Genomic DNA, 15,058 nt, shown 5'->3' on the forward strand with positions numbered 1-15,058 from the left:
AGTGAGGCCCCAGACATTGGTCATCGCTCGTCGACGTTACGCCGATTACCGCTCATCGCAAGGAGCCGTCGGCGTGAGGCTCCTTACGGGGGTTGAACTTTCCGCTGCCAGGGCCAGTGCGGTGGCCGTGGCCAGGCCCCACAGCACGGCGAGTGCCAGGATCAGCCGCTCCAGGACGCCCACGAACGTGCCCCGGCCGAGGACGAGCATCGCCAGCCCCACTGCGGCGCAGAGCGGCAGGGCCAGCGCGGCGGCCATGCCGGCCAACCGGCGTACCGCACGGCCCGCCGGCCCGGACACGGCGAGCGTGACCATGGCGAAGACCACCGCCGCGGTCGCCGCTATGCTCGCGCCGCCATGCACCAGATCCGCCACCGTCGCCCGCTCGAACGGCGGCAGCGGGCAGCCGGCGGAGCAGGTCACCGCACCGGACACGGCGGTGCAGACGGCACCGGTGGCGAGCAGCGCCGGGGCCGCAGCCCACACCCCGGGGGGCAGCGCCGCGCCGACCAGCAGCAACGCCGCGGCCAGAGCGAGGATCCCGATCCGGTACGTCGTGGCGTGCGCACTGCCGGCGATGCCCGCCTCGCTGACGTACCCGGTGAGCCCTGGACCGGGGCCGGCGACCACGGCGACCGTCACCGCGACCGCACCGGCCACCGCGCAGCCGGCCGCGGCGGACCCGGCGACCCGGCGGGCGACGTCGGCGTGGATCCTCGGCGCGGTCGTGCTGCCGGGCCGGCCCGGCTCAGCCACGCCCGTGCGGGGTGCCCCAGCCGGACTCGTCCGGCCCGAGCGGCACGATTCCGGTCGGGTTGATCTCCCGGTGGGTGCCGTAGTAGTGCCGCTTGATGTGGTCGAAGTCCACCGTCTCGCCGAAGCCCGGGGTCTGGAACAGGTCCCGGGCGTACGCCCACAGCACCGGCATCTCGGTCAGCTTGCTGCGGTTGCACTTGAAGTGCCCGTGGTACGCGGCGTCGAAGCGGACGAGTGTGGTGAACAGCCGCACGTCGGCCTCGGTGATCGCGTCGCCCATCAGGTAGCGCTGCCCGGCGAGGCGTTCGGAGAGGACGTCCAGCCGGGCGAAGAGAGCCCGGAACGCCTCGTCGTACGCCTCCTGGGAGGTGGCGAACCCGCACCGGTAGACGCCGTTGTTGACGTCGGTGTGGATCTCGGCCATCAGCGCGTCCATCTCGGGACGCAACTCGACCGGGTACAGGTCCGGCGCGGCGGGCGCGTGCAGCCGCCGCCACTCGGTGGAGAAGTCGAGGGTGAGCTGCGGGTAGTCGTTGGTGACGACCCGGCCGGTCAGGGTGTCCACCAGCGCGGGCACGGTCACCCGGCCGGTGTAGTCCGGGTCGGTGGCCAGGTACGCCTCGGAGAGGAAGCCGACGCCGAGGACCGGGTCGAAGCCGTCCGGGTCCAGGGCGAACGCCCAGCCCCGCTCGTCCCGGATCGGGTCGACGGTGCCCAGCGAGATCGCGTCGTCCAGCCCGAGCAGACCGCGCACGATTCTCGCCCGGTGCGCCCACGGGCAGGCCCGGCACCAGATCAGCCGGTACCGGCCGGCCTCCAGCGGCCAACGGTCCTGCTCGTCCGGGCCGCCGCCGGGTGGCGAGGTCGAGTCGGCGGTGACCCGCCCGGTGAACCGGTTGGGCTGGCGGACGAACGCGCCGCCGCCGCTGGTCTCTGCGCTGAACTGGGCCCGAGCCATGCCGTCAACCTATCCGCTGCCGGCGCGGATATCCTGGCGGCCGGCAGCCCCCGCGACCCGGTGGGCGTGCCCCACCCCCGCCGTCTGCACCCCCGAAGGACTCGCGATGACCGTGGCATACCTGGTGGCCGGTGTCCGCACCCCGATCGGCCGGTACGCCGGCGCGCTGGCCGGCGTCCGCCCCGACGACCTGGCCGCGCACGTGATCCGTGAGCTGGTCGCCCGCCACCCGTCGGTGGACTGGGCGCGGGTGGACGACGTCGTGCTCGGCTGCGCCAACCAGGCCGGCGAGGACAACCGCAACGTGGCCCGGATGGCGGCGCTGCTGGCCGGCCTGCCCGAGGAGGTGCCGGGCAGCACCGTCAACCGGCTCTGCGGCTCGGGTCTGGACGCGCTCGCCACCGCCGCCCGGTCCATCGTCGCCGGGGACGCGGAGCTGGTGATCGCCGGCGGGGTGGAGAGCATGAGCCGTGCGCCGTTCGTCATGCCGAAGGCGACGTCTGCGTACTCCCGGTCGGCCGAGGTGTACGACACCACCCTGGGCTGGCGGTTGGTGAACCCGCTGATGCGCGACGGGTGGGGTGTCGACTCGATGCCGGAGACGGCGGAGAACGTGGCCGCCGAGTACGGCGTCAGCCGGGCCGAGCAGGACGCCTTCGCGTACCGCTCACAGCAGCGCGCGGCCAAGGCGCAGGCCGACGGCCGGTTCGCCGAGGAGATCGTGGCGGTGTCCGTGCCGGCCGGCCGTCGGGAGACCCGGCTGGTCGAGGTCGACGAGCACCCCCGGGAGACCACGCTCGCGAAGCTGGCCGCGCTGCCCACGCCGTTCCGCGACGGCGGCACGGTGACCGCAGGCAACTCCTCGGGCGTCAACGACGGAGCTGTCGCGCTGCTGGTCGCCAGCGAGGCGGCGGTGCAGCGGTACGGCCTCACGCCGCTGGCCCGGGTCAGCGGCGCGGCGGCGGCCGGCGTACCGCCCCGGATCATGGGGATCGGCCCGGTGCCGGCGACCCGCAAACTGCTCGACCGGGTCGGCGTCGAGCTGGGCGCGGTGGACGTGGTGGAGCTGAACGAGGCGTTCGCCGCGCAGTCCGTGGCGGTGCTGCGGGAGCTGGGGCTGCCCGTGGACGCCGAACACGTCAACCCGAACGGTGGCGCGATCGCGCTGGGGCACCCGCTCGGTGCCAGCGGCGCGCGCCTGGCGCTGACCGCCGCCCTGGAGTTGCGCCGTCGCGGAGGTCGCAGGGCTCTGGCCACCATGTGCATCGGCGTCGGTCAAGGGATCTCGCTGTTGCTGGAGTCAGCCGCCTAGAGTGGTCCACACCACACGACCCGCGGGTCTGCCGGTGGTCGTGCACGTCCGTCGACGCCGGTGCCGTCCCGCGCCGCGGCGACGAACTGGGGAGCACACCGATGCCCGACGGACTGCCGACCGAGATCGATCTGACCAGGCCGAGCGCGGCCCGGGTGTACGACTATTTCCTTGGCGGGGCGCACAACTTCGAGATCGATCGGCAGTTGGCCGAACAGATCGCGAGCATGACCCCGAACCTCGCCGCCACCATGCGGTCCGGCCGTGAGTTCCTGCGCCGGGCCGTCCGGGTGCTGCTCGACGCCGGAATCGACCAGTTCCTCGACATCGGCTCCGGAATTCCCACCGTCGGCAACGTGCACGAGGTGGCACAGGGGGTGAACCCCAAGGCCCGGGTGGTGTACGTCGACATCGACCCGGTCGCCGTCGCCCACAGCCGGGAGTTGCTCGCGGGCAACGAGCTGACCGGGGTCATCCACGCCGACCTGCGCGAGCCGGAGCGGATCCTCGCCGAGACCCGGCAGCTCGGGCTGATCGACTTCAGCCGGCCGATGGGCATTCTGCTGGCCGGGGTGGTGCACTTCATCCCCGACGGCGACGGGCCCGAGGCGATCCTGGCCGCCCTGCGGGCCGCCGCCGCGCCGGGCAGTTTCCTGGTCCTCTCACACTCCACTTTCGAGGACCAGCCGCAGGAGATGCTCGACGCTCAGCGTCTCTCCGCGCGGACGGACACCGAGATCACCCTGCGCTCCCGCGCCCAGGTGACCGGCTTCTTCGGCGCCTGGACGGTCCTGGAACCGGGCGTGGTGCACATGCCGCTCTGGCGGCCCGACTCACCGTCCGACGTGGACGAGCACCCGGAGCGGTTCGGCGCCTTCGGTGGCGTCGCCCGGTACGACCAGCCCGCCGGCTGATCCCATGGCCGCCGTCCCGGACCCCGCCGGGGTCGATGCCGGCCGGGACCCCTCCGGGGTCGATGCCATCCCGGACCCCGCCGGGGTCGATGCCGGCCGGGCCGACGTCCAGGGGTACGCCGCCGACTGGGCCCGCGCGGTACGCCGCCTCGGTTTCGTGCCGCTCAGCGCGGCCGAGACCGAGCGGCTGCTGCTGGTGCACACGATCCGGCTGGCGCAGGCGGTACGGGCGGAGCCGTTCACCGCCCGCCCCGCCGAGGAGGTCGGCGCGGCGCTGGTGGAGGCACACCTGACCGAGCCGCAGGCCCTCGACTGGACGATGCACGCCCTCGGTGCGGACTTCCTGCACCGGGTGCTGGGGGCCACCGACCGGCCGGCGGACCTCGCCGACCGGATGGCGGCCCTGCAGGGTGGGCTGGCCGCCGGATTCGCCCGAGCGCTTCGCGACCGTACGTTCAGTCAGCAGGAGCGGATCGCCCGCTCGGCCTGGCAGGCCCGCGACGAGGTCGAACAGGCGCTGCGCGACAGCGAGGCACGGTTTCGGGCGGTCTTCACCGGTGCCGCGATCGGGATCGGCATCGCCGGCGTGGACGGCCGGATCATCGATGTCAACCAGGCGTTCGCCGACATGCTCGGCTACTCGATCGAGGAATTGTGCGAGACCAACGTGGCGGCGTTGTTCCACGCCGACGACGCCGCCGGCATGTGGGAGCTGTACCAGGAGCTGATCGAGGGCAAGCACGACGCCGCCCGGGTGGAGAAGCGTTACCACCGCAAGGACGGCAGCATGGTCTGGACCGATCTGGCCGTCTCGCTGATCCGGCACGACGACGGCCGGCCCCGCTTCACCGTCGCGATGATCGAGGACATCACCCAGCGGTACGAACTCCAGCAGCGGCTGCGCTTCCAGGCGCTGCACGACCCGCTGACCGGGTTGCCCAACCGGACGTTGTTCTTCGACACGCTGGGTCGGGTCCTCGACAGCGCGGGCACCGGGCAGCGGGTCGGCGTGTGCTTCCTCGACCTGGACGGCTTCAAGGCGATCAACGACAGCCTCGGCCACGACCTCGGTGACCAACTGCTCGTGATGATCGCCCGGAGGCTCAACGCGTGCGTGGCCGACCACGGCCACCTGGTCGCCCGGATGGGCGGCGACGAGTTCGTGATCCTCGTCGACGGAGGGGACGACGTGGACGACGCGGTGGCCGTCGCGGAGGCGGCACTGGCGGCCGTCGCGGCCCCGGTGCACGTCGGTGACCATCAGTTGGCCGTCTCGGCCAGCGTGGGGATCGTGCAGTGCCCGGCTTCGGAGACCAGTCCGTCCGAGCTGATGAAGGCGGCGGACACCACGCTCTACTGGGCGAAGGCGGCAGGCCGGGGCCAGTGGGCGGTCTACGACCCGGAACGCAGCGCCCGGGACATCGCCCGCTCGGCGCTGGTCGCCGGGCTGCCCGCCGCGCTGGACCGGGGCGAGTTCGTCCTGCACTACCAGCCGATCGTGTCACTGCTGGAGGGCAGCATGCTCGCGGTGGAGGCGCTGGTCCGGTGGGAGCACCCGGAGCTGGGCCTGATCGGACCGGACCAGTTCATCGGGCTGGCCGAGGAGACCGGCCTGATCGTCCGGCTCGGCGAGTGGGTGCTCCGGCAGGCCTGTCAGGACGCCGAGCGGTGGTGGCGGGACTTTCCCGACGCCCATCTGGTGGTCAGCGTCAACCTTGCCGCGCGGCAGGCCGACGACCCGGCGATCGTGGACACCGTGGCGGACGCGCTGCACACCAGCGGCCTGCCCGCGGACCTTCTCCAACTCGAGTTGACCGAGAGCGCGGTGATGGGCAGCGCCGACGAGCCGTTGCGCAGCCTGTACCGGCTCGCCGCGCTGGGTGTGCGGCTGGCCGTGGACGACTTCGGCACCGGGTACTCCAACCTGGCGTACCTGCGGCGGCTGCCGATCCACTGCCTGAAGCTAGCCGGCCCGTTCGTCGAGGGCATCCGTGCCGACAATGCTGCCGACCACCGCGACGAACGGATCGTCGACGCGTTGGTGCGGTTGGCGCACGCGTTGGAGTTGTGGGTGACCGCCGAGGCGGTGGAGACCGGGGAGCAGGCGGAACGGTTGCGGGCGCTGCGCTGCGACACCGGGCAGGGCCGGTTCTTCGGTGCCCCGGCCCCGGCCGACACGATCACCGCCCGGCTGCGTGGCGACGTGGGGGCGTGAGCCGGCGGGTGCAGCAGCGTGGCGCGGAGCAGCGGCACGGGCGAGGCGGGGTGCTGGCGTGAGTGGGCGGGCGACCGTTGCGGCCTGACCGGTGGCAGGGGAAGGTGACTGCGTGAACCTGACCGACTCGCAGACGGCGGTGACCGTGGTCGCCGGGTTGGCCATCCTGGCCGGGCTGGCCGGCGTGGTGGTGCCGGGCCTGCCGGCGTTGCCGCTGTGCTGGGGTGGCGTGCTGCTCTGGGCGATCTTCGGCGGTGCCGGCATGGGTGGCTGGGCGGTGTTCGCCGCCGCCACGGTGGCCGCCGCGGGTGGCGTCGTGATCAAGTACGCGTGGCCCGGCCGGAACCTGAAACGCACAGGTGTGCCGACGTCCACGCTGCTCGCCGGCGGGGTGCTCGGCATCATCGGGTTCTTCGTGGTGCCGGTCGTCGGGTTGGTGCTCGGCTTCGTCGGCGGGGTGTGGGCGGCGGAACGCCTGCGGCTCGGCAGCAACCGCCTCGCCTGGCCGTCCACTGTGCAGGCGCTCAAGGCCGCCGGCCTCTCGATGCTCGTGGAGTTCCTGGCTGCCCTGATCATCGCCGCCCTCTGGGTTGCCGGCCTCCTCCTCACCTAGACGAGACACCCCACCCCACCCACCCCCCACCCCACGGCGTTGATCAAGAGCTTTGCGTCATGCAGGGCCCGAAATCTGACGCAAAGCTCTTGATCAACGCAGGGAAGGCCGCAGGGAAGGGCGCGGGGGTGGAGGGAGGGGGTGTGGGGGAGGGGCGCGGGGCACTTTTCGGGTACGGCGGGAGCGCCGTACGTGAGAGAGAGGCGTGCCCCGCGCCACCGGGGTCCGGGCGGTCCGAGTGCCCGGCGTCGGCCCTGATCGGGCCTGGTCACGGGGTCAAGGATGCGTGCCGGGAGGGTTGGACGGCAACGCATTTAGCCCGATGGCGGTGACATTCCCACCGGCCATGTATTGACCGTCTTGATCGGCCGGGATCACACTTTGCCCACTCGCACGCGGAACCACCTCAGGGAGGTGTGCAGTGGCAACGACCCCCGTGCCGACCGCCGAGCAACCGATGGACGACGATGCCCGACGGCTCGCCGAACTCGGCTACAAACAGGAGCTGCGCCGCAAGTGGAGTGGCTTCTCCAACTTCGCCATCTCGTTCTCGATCATCTCGATCCTGGCCGGCTGCTTCACCACCTTCGGCCAGGCGTGGAACAACGGCGGGCCGGTCGCCATCTCCTGGGGCTGGCCGCTGATCTCGCTGTTCATCCTCATCATCGGCTTCTGTCTGGCGGAGCTGGTGTCGGCGTACCCGACCGCGGGCGGGATCTACTGGTGGGCGGCCACCATGGGCCGCCCGGTTCACGGCTGGTTCACCGGCTGGTTGAACCTGATCGGTCTGGTGGCGGTCACCGCCTCGGTGGACTACGGCTGCGCGACGTTCCTCAACCTCACCCTGTCGGCGCTCTTCGACGGCTGGGCCGGGACGCTACGCCAGACGTTCGTCCTCTTCGTGATCATTCTGGTGCTGCACGGCCTGATCAACATCTTCGGGCACCGGATCATCGACGTACTCCAGAACGTGTCGGTCTGGTGGCACGTGGCCGGCGCGGCCGTCGTGGTGGCCATCCTGGTCTTCGTCCCGGACAACCACCAGAGCTTCCAGTTCGTGTTCACCGAGCGGTTCAACAACTCCGGCTTCGGTGACGGGGACGTCGGCGGCCTGACGTTCTGGTTCTACGTGCTGCCGCTGGGCTTCCTGCTGACCCAGTACACGATCACCGGCTTCGACGCCTGCGCGCACGTCTCCGAGGAGACCCGCGGCGCGTCGCAGGCCGCCGCGCGTGGGCTCTGGCAGTCCATCTTCTATTCGGCGGTCGGCGGCTGGATCCTGCTGCTGGCGTTCCTCTTCGCGGCCACCGACGTCGAGGCGGTGAACGCCGCGGGTGGTTTCTCCGGTGCCATCTTCGAGTCCGCGCTGACCCCGGTCTTCTTCAAGATCGTCATCATCATCTCCACCATCGGCCAGTTCTTCTGCGGCATGAGCTGCGTGACCTCGATGAGCCGGATGGCGTACGCGTTCAGCCGGGACCGGGCGGTGCCCGGTTGGCGGCTCTGGTCGACTGTCGACCGCAACGGCACCCCGGTCAACGCGATCATCGGCGCCACCCTGGCCGGCCTGGTGCTGACCCTGCCGGCGCTCTACGAGAGTTCGGCCGGCATCCCGGTCGCCTTCTACGCGGTGGTGTCCGTCGCCGTGCTCGGGCTCTACCTGTCGTTCCTCATCCCGATCGCGCTGCGACTGCGGATGGGCGACCGGTTCATCCCCGGCCCGTGGACGTTGGGACGGAAGTACAAGCTGCTCGGCTGGATCGCGGTCATCGAGATCGCGATCATCGCCGTCTACTTCGTGCTGCCGATCGTGCCCTCCGGAGTGCCCGGCAACGACGGGTTCACCTGGTCGGCGGTGAACTACGCGCCGCTCGCCGTCGGTGGGGTGCTGCTGGTGGTCGCCGTCTGGTGGTACGCGTCGGCCCGGAAGTGGTTCACCGGTCCGGTGCGTACCGTCGAGGACCCGGCGGACGAACGACGGTCGGCGGCGGTCGACGGGCCGGGCTGATCCGGCTACCCGGATCAGGGCTGCGCGGGGACGGCGGCGTGGGATCCGGCACGACCGGCGGGCGGCGGCTGCCGCTCGCCGGTCGTGAAGCGCAGGATGCGGTCGTCCGTTGGTGCCGGTGTGCCATTGCCGTCACGATTGCTGGTGGCCACCCAGAGGGAGCCGTCCGGGGCCAACTCCACGGTACGAAGCCGGCCGTAGGCACCCACCAGTTCGGCGACCGGAGTGCCAACCGTGCCAGCGGCGCTGACCGGGATGGTCCACAGCCGGGCGCCGCGCAGCGCGGCGACGAACAGCGTGCCGTTGGCGAAGGCGGCGCCACTCGGCGACGCCTGTGCCGGGGGCCAGACCACCACCGGCGTGCGGAACCGGGGGTCGGTGCTCGGGCCCTCCACGATCGGCCAGCCGTAGTTGCCGCCCCGGACGATGACGTTGACCTCGTCCCAGGTGTTCTGACCGAACTCGGTGGCGAACAGGCGCCCGCGTGGGTCCCAGGCCAGCCCCTGTACGTTGCGGTGCCCGTAGCTGTAGACCGGCGAGCCGGGGAACGGGTTGTCCGCCGGGATGGCGCCGTTCGGCCGGATCCGCAGGATCTTGCCGTTGCGGCTGGCCAGATTCTGCGCGTTGGCGGGGACACCGGCGTCCCCGATGCCGGCGTAGAGCAGCCCGTCCGGGCCGAAGGCGATCCGGCCACCGTCGTGGAACGACGCCCGAGCGATGCCGCTAATGATCACCTGCTGGGTCTGCGGCGCACTGAGCCGGAACCGCGTGATCCGGATGTCGGAGGCGGTGGTGAAGCAGACGTAGACCCACCGGTCCAGCCGGTAGCGCGGCGAGACGGCCAGGCCGAGCAGCCCCGCCTCGCCACCGGCGACCACTCCGGGGATCTGGGCGACCTGCACGGGCGGCTGCCCCGGTCGTACCCGCAACACGGTGCCCAGGTCGCGCTGTGCCACCAGGGCGCTGCCGTCGGGGAGGAAATCGAGCCCCCACGACACGTCGAGCCCTGTCGCGACGACCTCCGGGGCGGCGAAGTCGAAGCTGTCGGCACCCAGTGTGATGACCGAACCGGGTGCCGGTTGCGCCGCCGCCTCGTCGTGCACCGTCGTGCCCAGCGCGGTGACGAGGACGACGACGGCCGTGATTGCTCGCAGACGCATGACAGCTCCTCGCGTGGTTTGCCGTCGACCGGGCCCGGGGCATTGACGGTGATCCGGATTGCCAGTAGACCTTGGTGATGGAGGCCCTCTGATGAGCAGAACGCCGTTTTCGCTGGAAGAGTTGCGGGTCGCCGTCCAAGCCGGCGAGATCGACACCGTGGTGCTCGCCCTGGTCGACATGCAGGGCCGATTGCAGGGCAAGCGGTTCCACGCGCCGTTCTTCCTCGACCAGGTGGTGGCCAACGGCAGCGAGGGCTGCAACTACCTGCTCGCCGTGGACGTCGACATGAACACCGTCGACGGGTACGCGATGTCGAGCTGGGAGCGCGGCTACGGCGACTTCGCGATGGTGCCGGATTTCGGCACGTTGCGTCGGATGCCCTGGCAACCCGGCTCCGCGCTGCTGCTGGCCGACCTGACCTGGCTCGACGGCTCGGGTGACGTGGTGGCCTCGCCCCGGCAGATCCTGCGTCGTCAGCTGGACCGGCTGGCCGAGCACGGGCTGACCGCCTACGCCGGCACCGAGTTGGAGTTCGTGCTGTTCCGCGACTCGTACGAGGACGCCTGGCAGCGCGGTTACCGGGACCTCACCCCGGCCAACCAGTACAACGTGGACTACTCGTTGCTCGGCACCGCCCGGGTGGAGCCGCTGCTGCGCCGGATCCGCACCGAGATGGCCGCCGCCGGGCTGACGCCGGAGAGCGCCAAGGGCGAGTGCAACCTCGGCCAGCACGAGATCGCGTTCCGGTACGACGAGGCGGTCGCCTGCGCCGACCATCACGTGATCTACAAGAACGGCGCCAAGGAGATCGCCGCCCAGGAGGGCATGGCGATCACCTTCATGGCCAAGCCGAACGAGCGGGAGGGCAACTCCTGCCACATCCACTTCTCACTGCGGGACAGCAGTGGGGGTTCGGCGATGCTCGGTGACGGGCCGGCGCACCTGTCGCCGACCGGGCAGCGGGTGCTCGCCGGGCTGCTGGCCACCATGCGGGAGTTCAGCCTGCTCTTCGCCCCGAACATCAACTCCTACAAGCGCTACCAGCCGGGATCGTTCGCCCCGACGGCTCTGCGGTGGGGGGTGGACAACCGCACGTGCGCGCTGCGGGTGGTCGGGCACGGGCAGGGCATGCGCGTCGAGAACCGGGTGCCCGGCGCGGACGTCAACCCATACCTGGCGATCGCCGGGCTGGTCGCCGGCGCGCTGCACGGCATCGACCACGAGCTGGAGCTGGGCGACGAGTGCACCGGCAACGCGTACGACGACCCGGAGGCCGAACGGGTCCCCGGCACGCTGCGCGACGCTCTGGCCCTCTGGGAGGGCTCGGCGGTGGCCCGGGAGGCGTTCGGCGCGGAGGTGGTGGCCCACTACGCCAACCAGGCGAGGGTCGAGCTGGCCGCCTTCGACGCCGCGGTGACGGACTGGGAGCTGACGCGTGGTTTCGAACGTCTCTGACGCGCCGCCCCGGCCCCGCCGCGTCGATCATGGACTTGTGGTGGGCGGAAAGTGGCGCTCGGCGGCCTTTGTGAGGCACCACAACTCCATGATCGACGGTGGGAGCGAGGGGCGGGGCGCATGACGGTTCTGGTGGATCCGGCTTCCGGACAGGGGTTTCGGGAGGTTCCCGGGGCTTCTGTCGGGGAGGTGGACTCGGCGATTTCCCGGGCTGCCGTGGCCTTCGAGACGTGGCGTCGGGTGGGGGCGGGGGATCGGGCGCGGATGCTGCGGCGGTTCGCCGCAGTGGTCGACGCGCATCTGGACGAACTCGCCGCGCTGGAGGTCCGCAACTCCGGGCACACCATCGGCAACGCCCGGTGGGAGGCCGGCAACGTCCGGGACGTCCTGGACTACTACGCCGGGGCGCCCGAGCGGTTGACCGGACGGCAGATCCCGGTGCCGGGCGGGCTGGACGTCACCTTCCACGAGCCGCTCGGTGTGGTCGGCGTGATCGTGCCGTGGAACTTCCCGATGCCGATCGCCGCCTGGGGGTTCGTACCGGCCCTCGCCGCCGGCAACACCGTGGTGCTCAAACCCGCCGAGTTGACGCCGCTCACCGCGCTGCGGCTGGCCGAGCTGGCCCGTGAGGCCGGCCTGCCCGACGACGTGCTCAGCGTCGTACCGGGCGAGGGAGCGGTGGTGGGGGAGCGGTTCGTCAGCCACCCGGCGGTCCGCAAGATCTGCTTCACCGGCTCGACCGAGGTCGGCACCCGGATCATGGCCGGCTGCGCCGCCGAGGTGAAGCGGCTCACCCTGGAGCTGGGCGGCAAGAGCGCGAACATCGTGTTCGCCGACGCCGACCTGGAACGCGCCGCCGCGACCGCGCCGGGCGCGGTCTTCGACAACGCCGGCCAGGACTGCTGCGCACGGTCGCGGATCCTCGTCCAGCGGCCGGTGTACGACCGGTTCCTGGAACTCCTCGAACCGGCGGTACGCGGGGTTCGGGTCGAGGACCCGTCCCGGGACACCGCCGAGATGGGTCCGCTGATCTCCGCGGCCCAGCGGGACCGGGTCGCCGGCTACCTGACCGGCGCGACCGTCGCGTTCACCGGATCCTGCCCCGACGGCCCCGGGTTCTGGCACGCGCCCACGGTGCTGCTGGCCGACTCGCCGGCCGACCGGCACTGGCGGGAGGAGATCTTCGGGCCGGTGGTCTCGGTGCTGCCGTTCGACGACGAGGCCGACGCGGTCCGGCTCGCCAACGACACCGAGTACGGCCTCTCCGGCTCCATCTGGACCCGGGACGTGGGTCGGGCGCTGCGCCTGGCCCGCGCGGTCGAGGCGGGCAACCTCAGCGTCAACTCGCACTCGTCGGTGCGCTACTGGACCCCGTTCGGCGGGATGAAGCGCTCCGGGCTCGGCCGTGAGCTGGGCCCGGACGCGCTGCACTCCTTCACCGACGTCAAGAACGTGTTCATCGCGACAGAGGAGTGATGCGGGTGCAGGGTCGGTTGCAGGACCGGGTGGCCGTGGTCACCGGCGCGGGCAGTGGCATCGGGTTGGCCACCGTGCGGCGGTTCGCCGCCGAGGGGGCGCGGGTGGTCTGCGTGGACATCGACACGGCGGCCGGTACGAAGGCGGCCGAGGAGTGCGGCGGCGAGTTCGTGGCCACCGACGTGGCCGACGAGTCGGCGGTACGCGACCTGTTCGACGGGGTGGCCGACCGGCACGGCCGGGTGGACATCGCATTCAACAACGCCGGCATCTCCCCGCCCGACGACGACTCCATCCTGGACACCGGCCTGGACGCGTGGGAGCGGGTGCTCCGGGTCAACACGACGAGCGTCTACCTGTGCTGCAAGTACGCGATCCCGCACATGCGTCGCCAGGGCAAGGGCTCGATCATCAACACGGCCTCCTTCGTGGCGCTGATGGGCGCGGCGACGTCGCAGATCGCGTACACCGCGAGCAAGGGCGGGGTGCTGGCGATGACCCGGGAGTTGGGTGTGCAGTTCGCCCGCGAGGGCATCCGGGTCAACGCGCTCTGTCCCGGCCCGGTGGCCACCCCGCTGCTGTTGGAGTTGTTCGCCGCCGATCCGGAGCGGGCCGCCCGCCGGCTCGTGCACGTGCCGATGGGCCGGTTCGGGCAACCGGAGGAGATCGCCGCCGCGGTGGCGTTCCTCGCCAGCGACGACGCCTCGTTCATGACCGCCGCGCAGTTCGTGGTCGACGGCGGCATCACCGGCGCGTACGTCACGCCGCTATGAGGCCGCTGATCGGGATCAGCGCGTACGTCGAGCCGGCCGACTGGGCGGTGTGGAGGGGCGTGCCGGCCGTGCTGCTGCCGCAGGCGTACGCGCGGGCGGTGACGGCCGCCGGTGGCCGGGCGGTGGTCCTACCGCCGGACGACGTGGACGGCGACGTGGTGGCGGTCCTGGACGGGCTGCTGTTGGCCGGTGGCGCCGACGTGGGTCCGGGGCGGTACGGCCAGCGGCCGGAACCGCGTACCGAGGCCCGGCCGGACCGGGACGCCGGCGAGCTGACCCTGTTGGCCGCCGCGCGCACCGCCGACCTGCCCGTGCTGGGTGTGTGCCGGGGCATGCAGTTGCTCGCCGTCGCCTACGGCGGAACCCTGCACCAGCACCTGCCCGACGTGGTCGGTCACGAGGCGCACCGTCCGGCGCCCGGTGTCTACGGCAGCCACCCGGTGCGGTTCGCGCCGGGAAGCCTGGCCGCGACGGTGCTGGCCGGGGTGGACCGGGTCAACTCCTACCACCACCAGGCAGTCGCCGATCCGGGCCGCCTGTCGGTCACCGGTTGGGCCGAGGACGGCGTGGTGGAGGCGGTGGAGGATCCGACCCTGCCGTTCGTGCTCGGTGTGCAGTGGCATCCGGAGAACGAGCCGGATCCGCGGCCGATCACCGCGCTGGTGCGCGCCGCCCGGCAGCGGGTCGACGGCGGGTGTGACGCTCGTCGCCCCCGCGCGGTGGTGTCGCAGGTGGGAGGATCGACGCATGGGCAAGGTCTATCCGGAGATCGACGGTCGACTGGGTGACTTCATCACGGCTCAGCCGGTCTTCTTCGTGGCCACCGCGCCGTCCGGCGCCGAGGGGCACGTCAACGTCTCACCGAAGGGCATGCGGGGCACCTTCGTGATCCTCGGGCCGCACCGGGTGGCGTACCTCGACTACCACGGCAGCGGAGCGGAGACCATTGCCCACCTGCGGGACAACGGCCGGATCACGCTGATGTTCTGTGCCTTCGACGGGCCTCCGAAGATCGTCCGGCTGCACGGCCGGGGCAGCAGCGTCGCCGTGACCGACGAGACCTTCGCCGACCGGCTCGCCGAGTTTCCCGCACCTCCGGACGTGCACGCCGTCCGGGCGGTGATCACCGTCGAGGTGCAGCGGGTCAGCGACTCCTGCGGCTACGCGGTGCCACTGATGGACTTCCGCGCCGAGCGTGATCTGTTGCTCACCTCACACTCCCGTCGTACGGACGAGGATCTGGTGGTCTACCGGGCCACCAGGAACGCGGCAAGCATCGACGGGCTGCCGGTCTTCTGACTGGTCGGGGCGCGTCGACCAGCGCCGTTCAACGCCGCTGCACACCCGTCCTGTCCGGTGCCCGACGGCTCGCACGAACGTCACCAGCGTCCATCTGTCGTGATGCGTTACGTTGCTG

13 protein-coding genes are annotated in these 15,058 nt (G+C 71.6%); 10 read left to right on the plus strand and 3 right to left on the minus strand.

Annotation, left to right across the window (positions count from 1 at the left end; all coding sequences use genetic code 11):
* Positions 1-45: 45 nt before the first annotated feature.
* Positions 46-756, minus strand: a complete 711-nt coding sequence (locus ABGB10_RS28720) for a DUF998 domain-containing protein (RefSeq protein ID WP_347664122.1) — start codon at positions 754-756, stop codon at positions 46-48.
* Entirely contained in the window at positions 749-1,714 is a 966-nt protein-coding gene (locus ABGB10_RS28725; protein WP_347664123.1) for a glutathione S-transferase C-terminal domain-containing protein, read from the minus strand. The genes ABGB10_RS28720 and ABGB10_RS28725 overlap by 8 nt, the downstream gene beginning before the upstream one ends.
* Positions 1,715-1,820: 106 nt before the next feature.
* Here ABGB10_RS28725 and pcaF point away from each other — a divergent pair, with 106 nt between their 5' ends.
* The 5 genes from pcaF to ABGB10_RS28750 all read left to right on the plus strand — a co-directional run bounded on the left by pcaF (position 1,821) and on the right by ABGB10_RS28750 (position 8,776).
* Positions 1,821-3,026, plus strand: a complete 1,206-nt coding sequence (gene pcaF, locus ABGB10_RS28730; protein ID WP_347664124.1) for a 3-oxoadipyl-CoA thiolase — start codon at positions 1,821-1,823, stop codon at positions 3,024-3,026.
* Positions 3,027-3,127: 101 nt separating this feature from the next.
* Positions 3,128-3,940 carry an SAM-dependent methyltransferase gene (locus ABGB10_RS28735; protein ID WP_347664125.1) on the plus strand — a complete coding sequence of 271 codons (813 nt, stop codon included), beginning with the start codon at positions 3,128-3,130 and terminating at the stop codon, positions 3,938-3,940.
* A 4-nt stretch (positions 3,941-3,944) separates the two neighbouring features.
* Positions 3,945-6,155, plus strand: coding sequence for an EAL domain-containing protein (locus ABGB10_RS28740; protein WP_347664126.1), 2,211 nt, complete (start codon positions 3,945-3,947; stop codon positions 6,153-6,155).
* 112 nt (positions 6,156-6,267) lie between these two features.
* Positions 6,268-6,768: a DUF456 domain-containing protein gene (locus ABGB10_RS28745; RefSeq protein WP_347664127.1), complete on the plus strand. Its 501-nt coding sequence runs from the start codon at positions 6,268-6,270 to the stop codon at positions 6,766-6,768.
* A gap of 421 nt (positions 6,769-7,189) precedes the next feature.
* Positions 7,190-8,776, plus strand: a complete 1,587-nt coding sequence (locus ABGB10_RS28750; protein ID WP_347664128.1) for an amino acid permease — start codon at positions 7,190-7,192, stop codon at positions 8,774-8,776.
* Between the two features lie 14 nt (positions 8,777-8,790).
* Here the strand turns inward: ABGB10_RS28750 and ABGB10_RS28755 are convergent, their stop codons facing one another.
* On the minus strand, positions 8,791-9,936 hold the full coding sequence (locus tag ABGB10_RS28755; RefSeq protein WP_347664129.1) for a PQQ-dependent sugar dehydrogenase: 1,146 nt from the start codon (positions 9,934-9,936) through the stop codon (positions 8,791-8,793).
* A gap of 91 nt (positions 9,937-10,027) precedes the next feature.
* Here ABGB10_RS28755 and ABGB10_RS28760 point away from each other — a divergent pair, with 91 nt between their 5' ends.
* From ABGB10_RS28760 to ABGB10_RS28780, 5 genes are all read left to right on the plus strand, one after another.
* A complete protein-coding gene (locus ABGB10_RS28760; RefSeq protein WP_347664130.1) occupies positions 10,028-11,392 on the plus strand; it encodes a glutamine synthetase family protein in 1,365 nt (454 codons plus the stop codon).
* Between the two features lie 120 nt (positions 11,393-11,512).
* Entirely contained in the window at positions 11,513-12,868 is a 1,356-nt protein-coding gene (locus ABGB10_RS28765) for an aldehyde dehydrogenase family protein (protein ID WP_347664131.1), read from the plus strand.
* Positions 12,869-12,873: 5 nt separating this feature from the next.
* On the plus strand, positions 12,874-13,641 hold the full coding sequence (locus tag ABGB10_RS28770; RefSeq protein WP_347664132.1) for a 3-oxoacyl-ACP reductase: 768 nt from the start codon (positions 12,874-12,876) through the stop codon (positions 13,639-13,641).
* Positions 13,638-14,429, plus strand: a complete 792-nt coding sequence (locus tag ABGB10_RS28775; RefSeq protein WP_347664133.1) for a gamma-glutamyl-gamma-aminobutyrate hydrolase family protein — start codon at positions 13,638-13,640, stop codon at positions 14,427-14,429. Before ABGB10_RS28770 ends, ABGB10_RS28775 begins: the two co-directional genes overlap by 4 nt.
* Positions 14,389-14,940, plus strand: coding sequence for a pyridoxamine 5'-phosphate oxidase family protein (locus tag ABGB10_RS28780; RefSeq protein WP_347664134.1), 552 nt, complete (start codon positions 14,389-14,391; stop codon positions 14,938-14,940). Before ABGB10_RS28775 ends, ABGB10_RS28780 begins: the two co-directional genes overlap by 41 nt.
* The last annotated feature ends 118 nt before the right edge of the window (positions 14,941-15,058 follow it).

Origin of the sequence: Micromonospora sp. B9E7 (assembly GCF_039871815.1) — a bacterium.
Taxonomy (GTDB): domain Bacteria; phylum Actinomycetota; class Actinomycetes; order Mycobacteriales; family Micromonosporaceae; genus Micromonospora.

Bases quoted from the DNA above. Each gene is read 5' to 3' on its own strand.
- ABGB10_RS28725 (WP_347664123.1), bottom strand. From the start codon at position 1,714: ATGGCTCGGGCCCAGTTCAGCGCAGAGACCAGCGGCGGCGGCGCGTTC.
- pcaF (WP_347664124.1), top strand. From the start codon at position 1,821: ATGACCGTGGCATACCTGGTGGCCGGTGTCCGCACCCCGATCGGCCGG.
- ABGB10_RS28735 (WP_347664125.1), top strand. From the start codon at position 3,128: ATGCCCGACGGACTGCCGACCGAGATCGATCTGACCAGGCCGAGCGCG.
- ABGB10_RS28740 (WP_347664126.1), top strand. From the start codon at position 3,945: ATGGCCGCCGTCCCGGACCCCGCCGGGGTCGATGCCGGCCGGGACCCC.
- ABGB10_RS28755 (WP_347664129.1), bottom strand. From the start codon at position 9,936: ATGCGTCTGCGAGCAATCACGGCCGTCGTCGTCCTCGTCACCGCGCTG.
- ABGB10_RS28760 (WP_347664130.1), top strand. From the start codon at position 10,028: ATGAGCAGAACGCCGTTTTCGCTGGAAGAGTTGCGGGTCGCCGTCCAA.
- ABGB10_RS28765 (WP_347664131.1), top strand. From the start codon at position 11,513: ATGACGGTTCTGGTGGATCCGGCTTCCGGACAGGGGTTTCGGGAGGTT.
- ABGB10_RS28775 (WP_347664133.1), top strand. From the start codon at position 13,638: ATGAGGCCGCTGATCGGGATCAGCGCGTACGTCGAGCCGGCCGACTGG.
- ABGB10_RS28780 (WP_347664134.1), top strand. From the start codon at position 14,389: ATGGGCAAGGTCTATCCGGAGATCGACGGTCGACTGGGTGACTTCATC.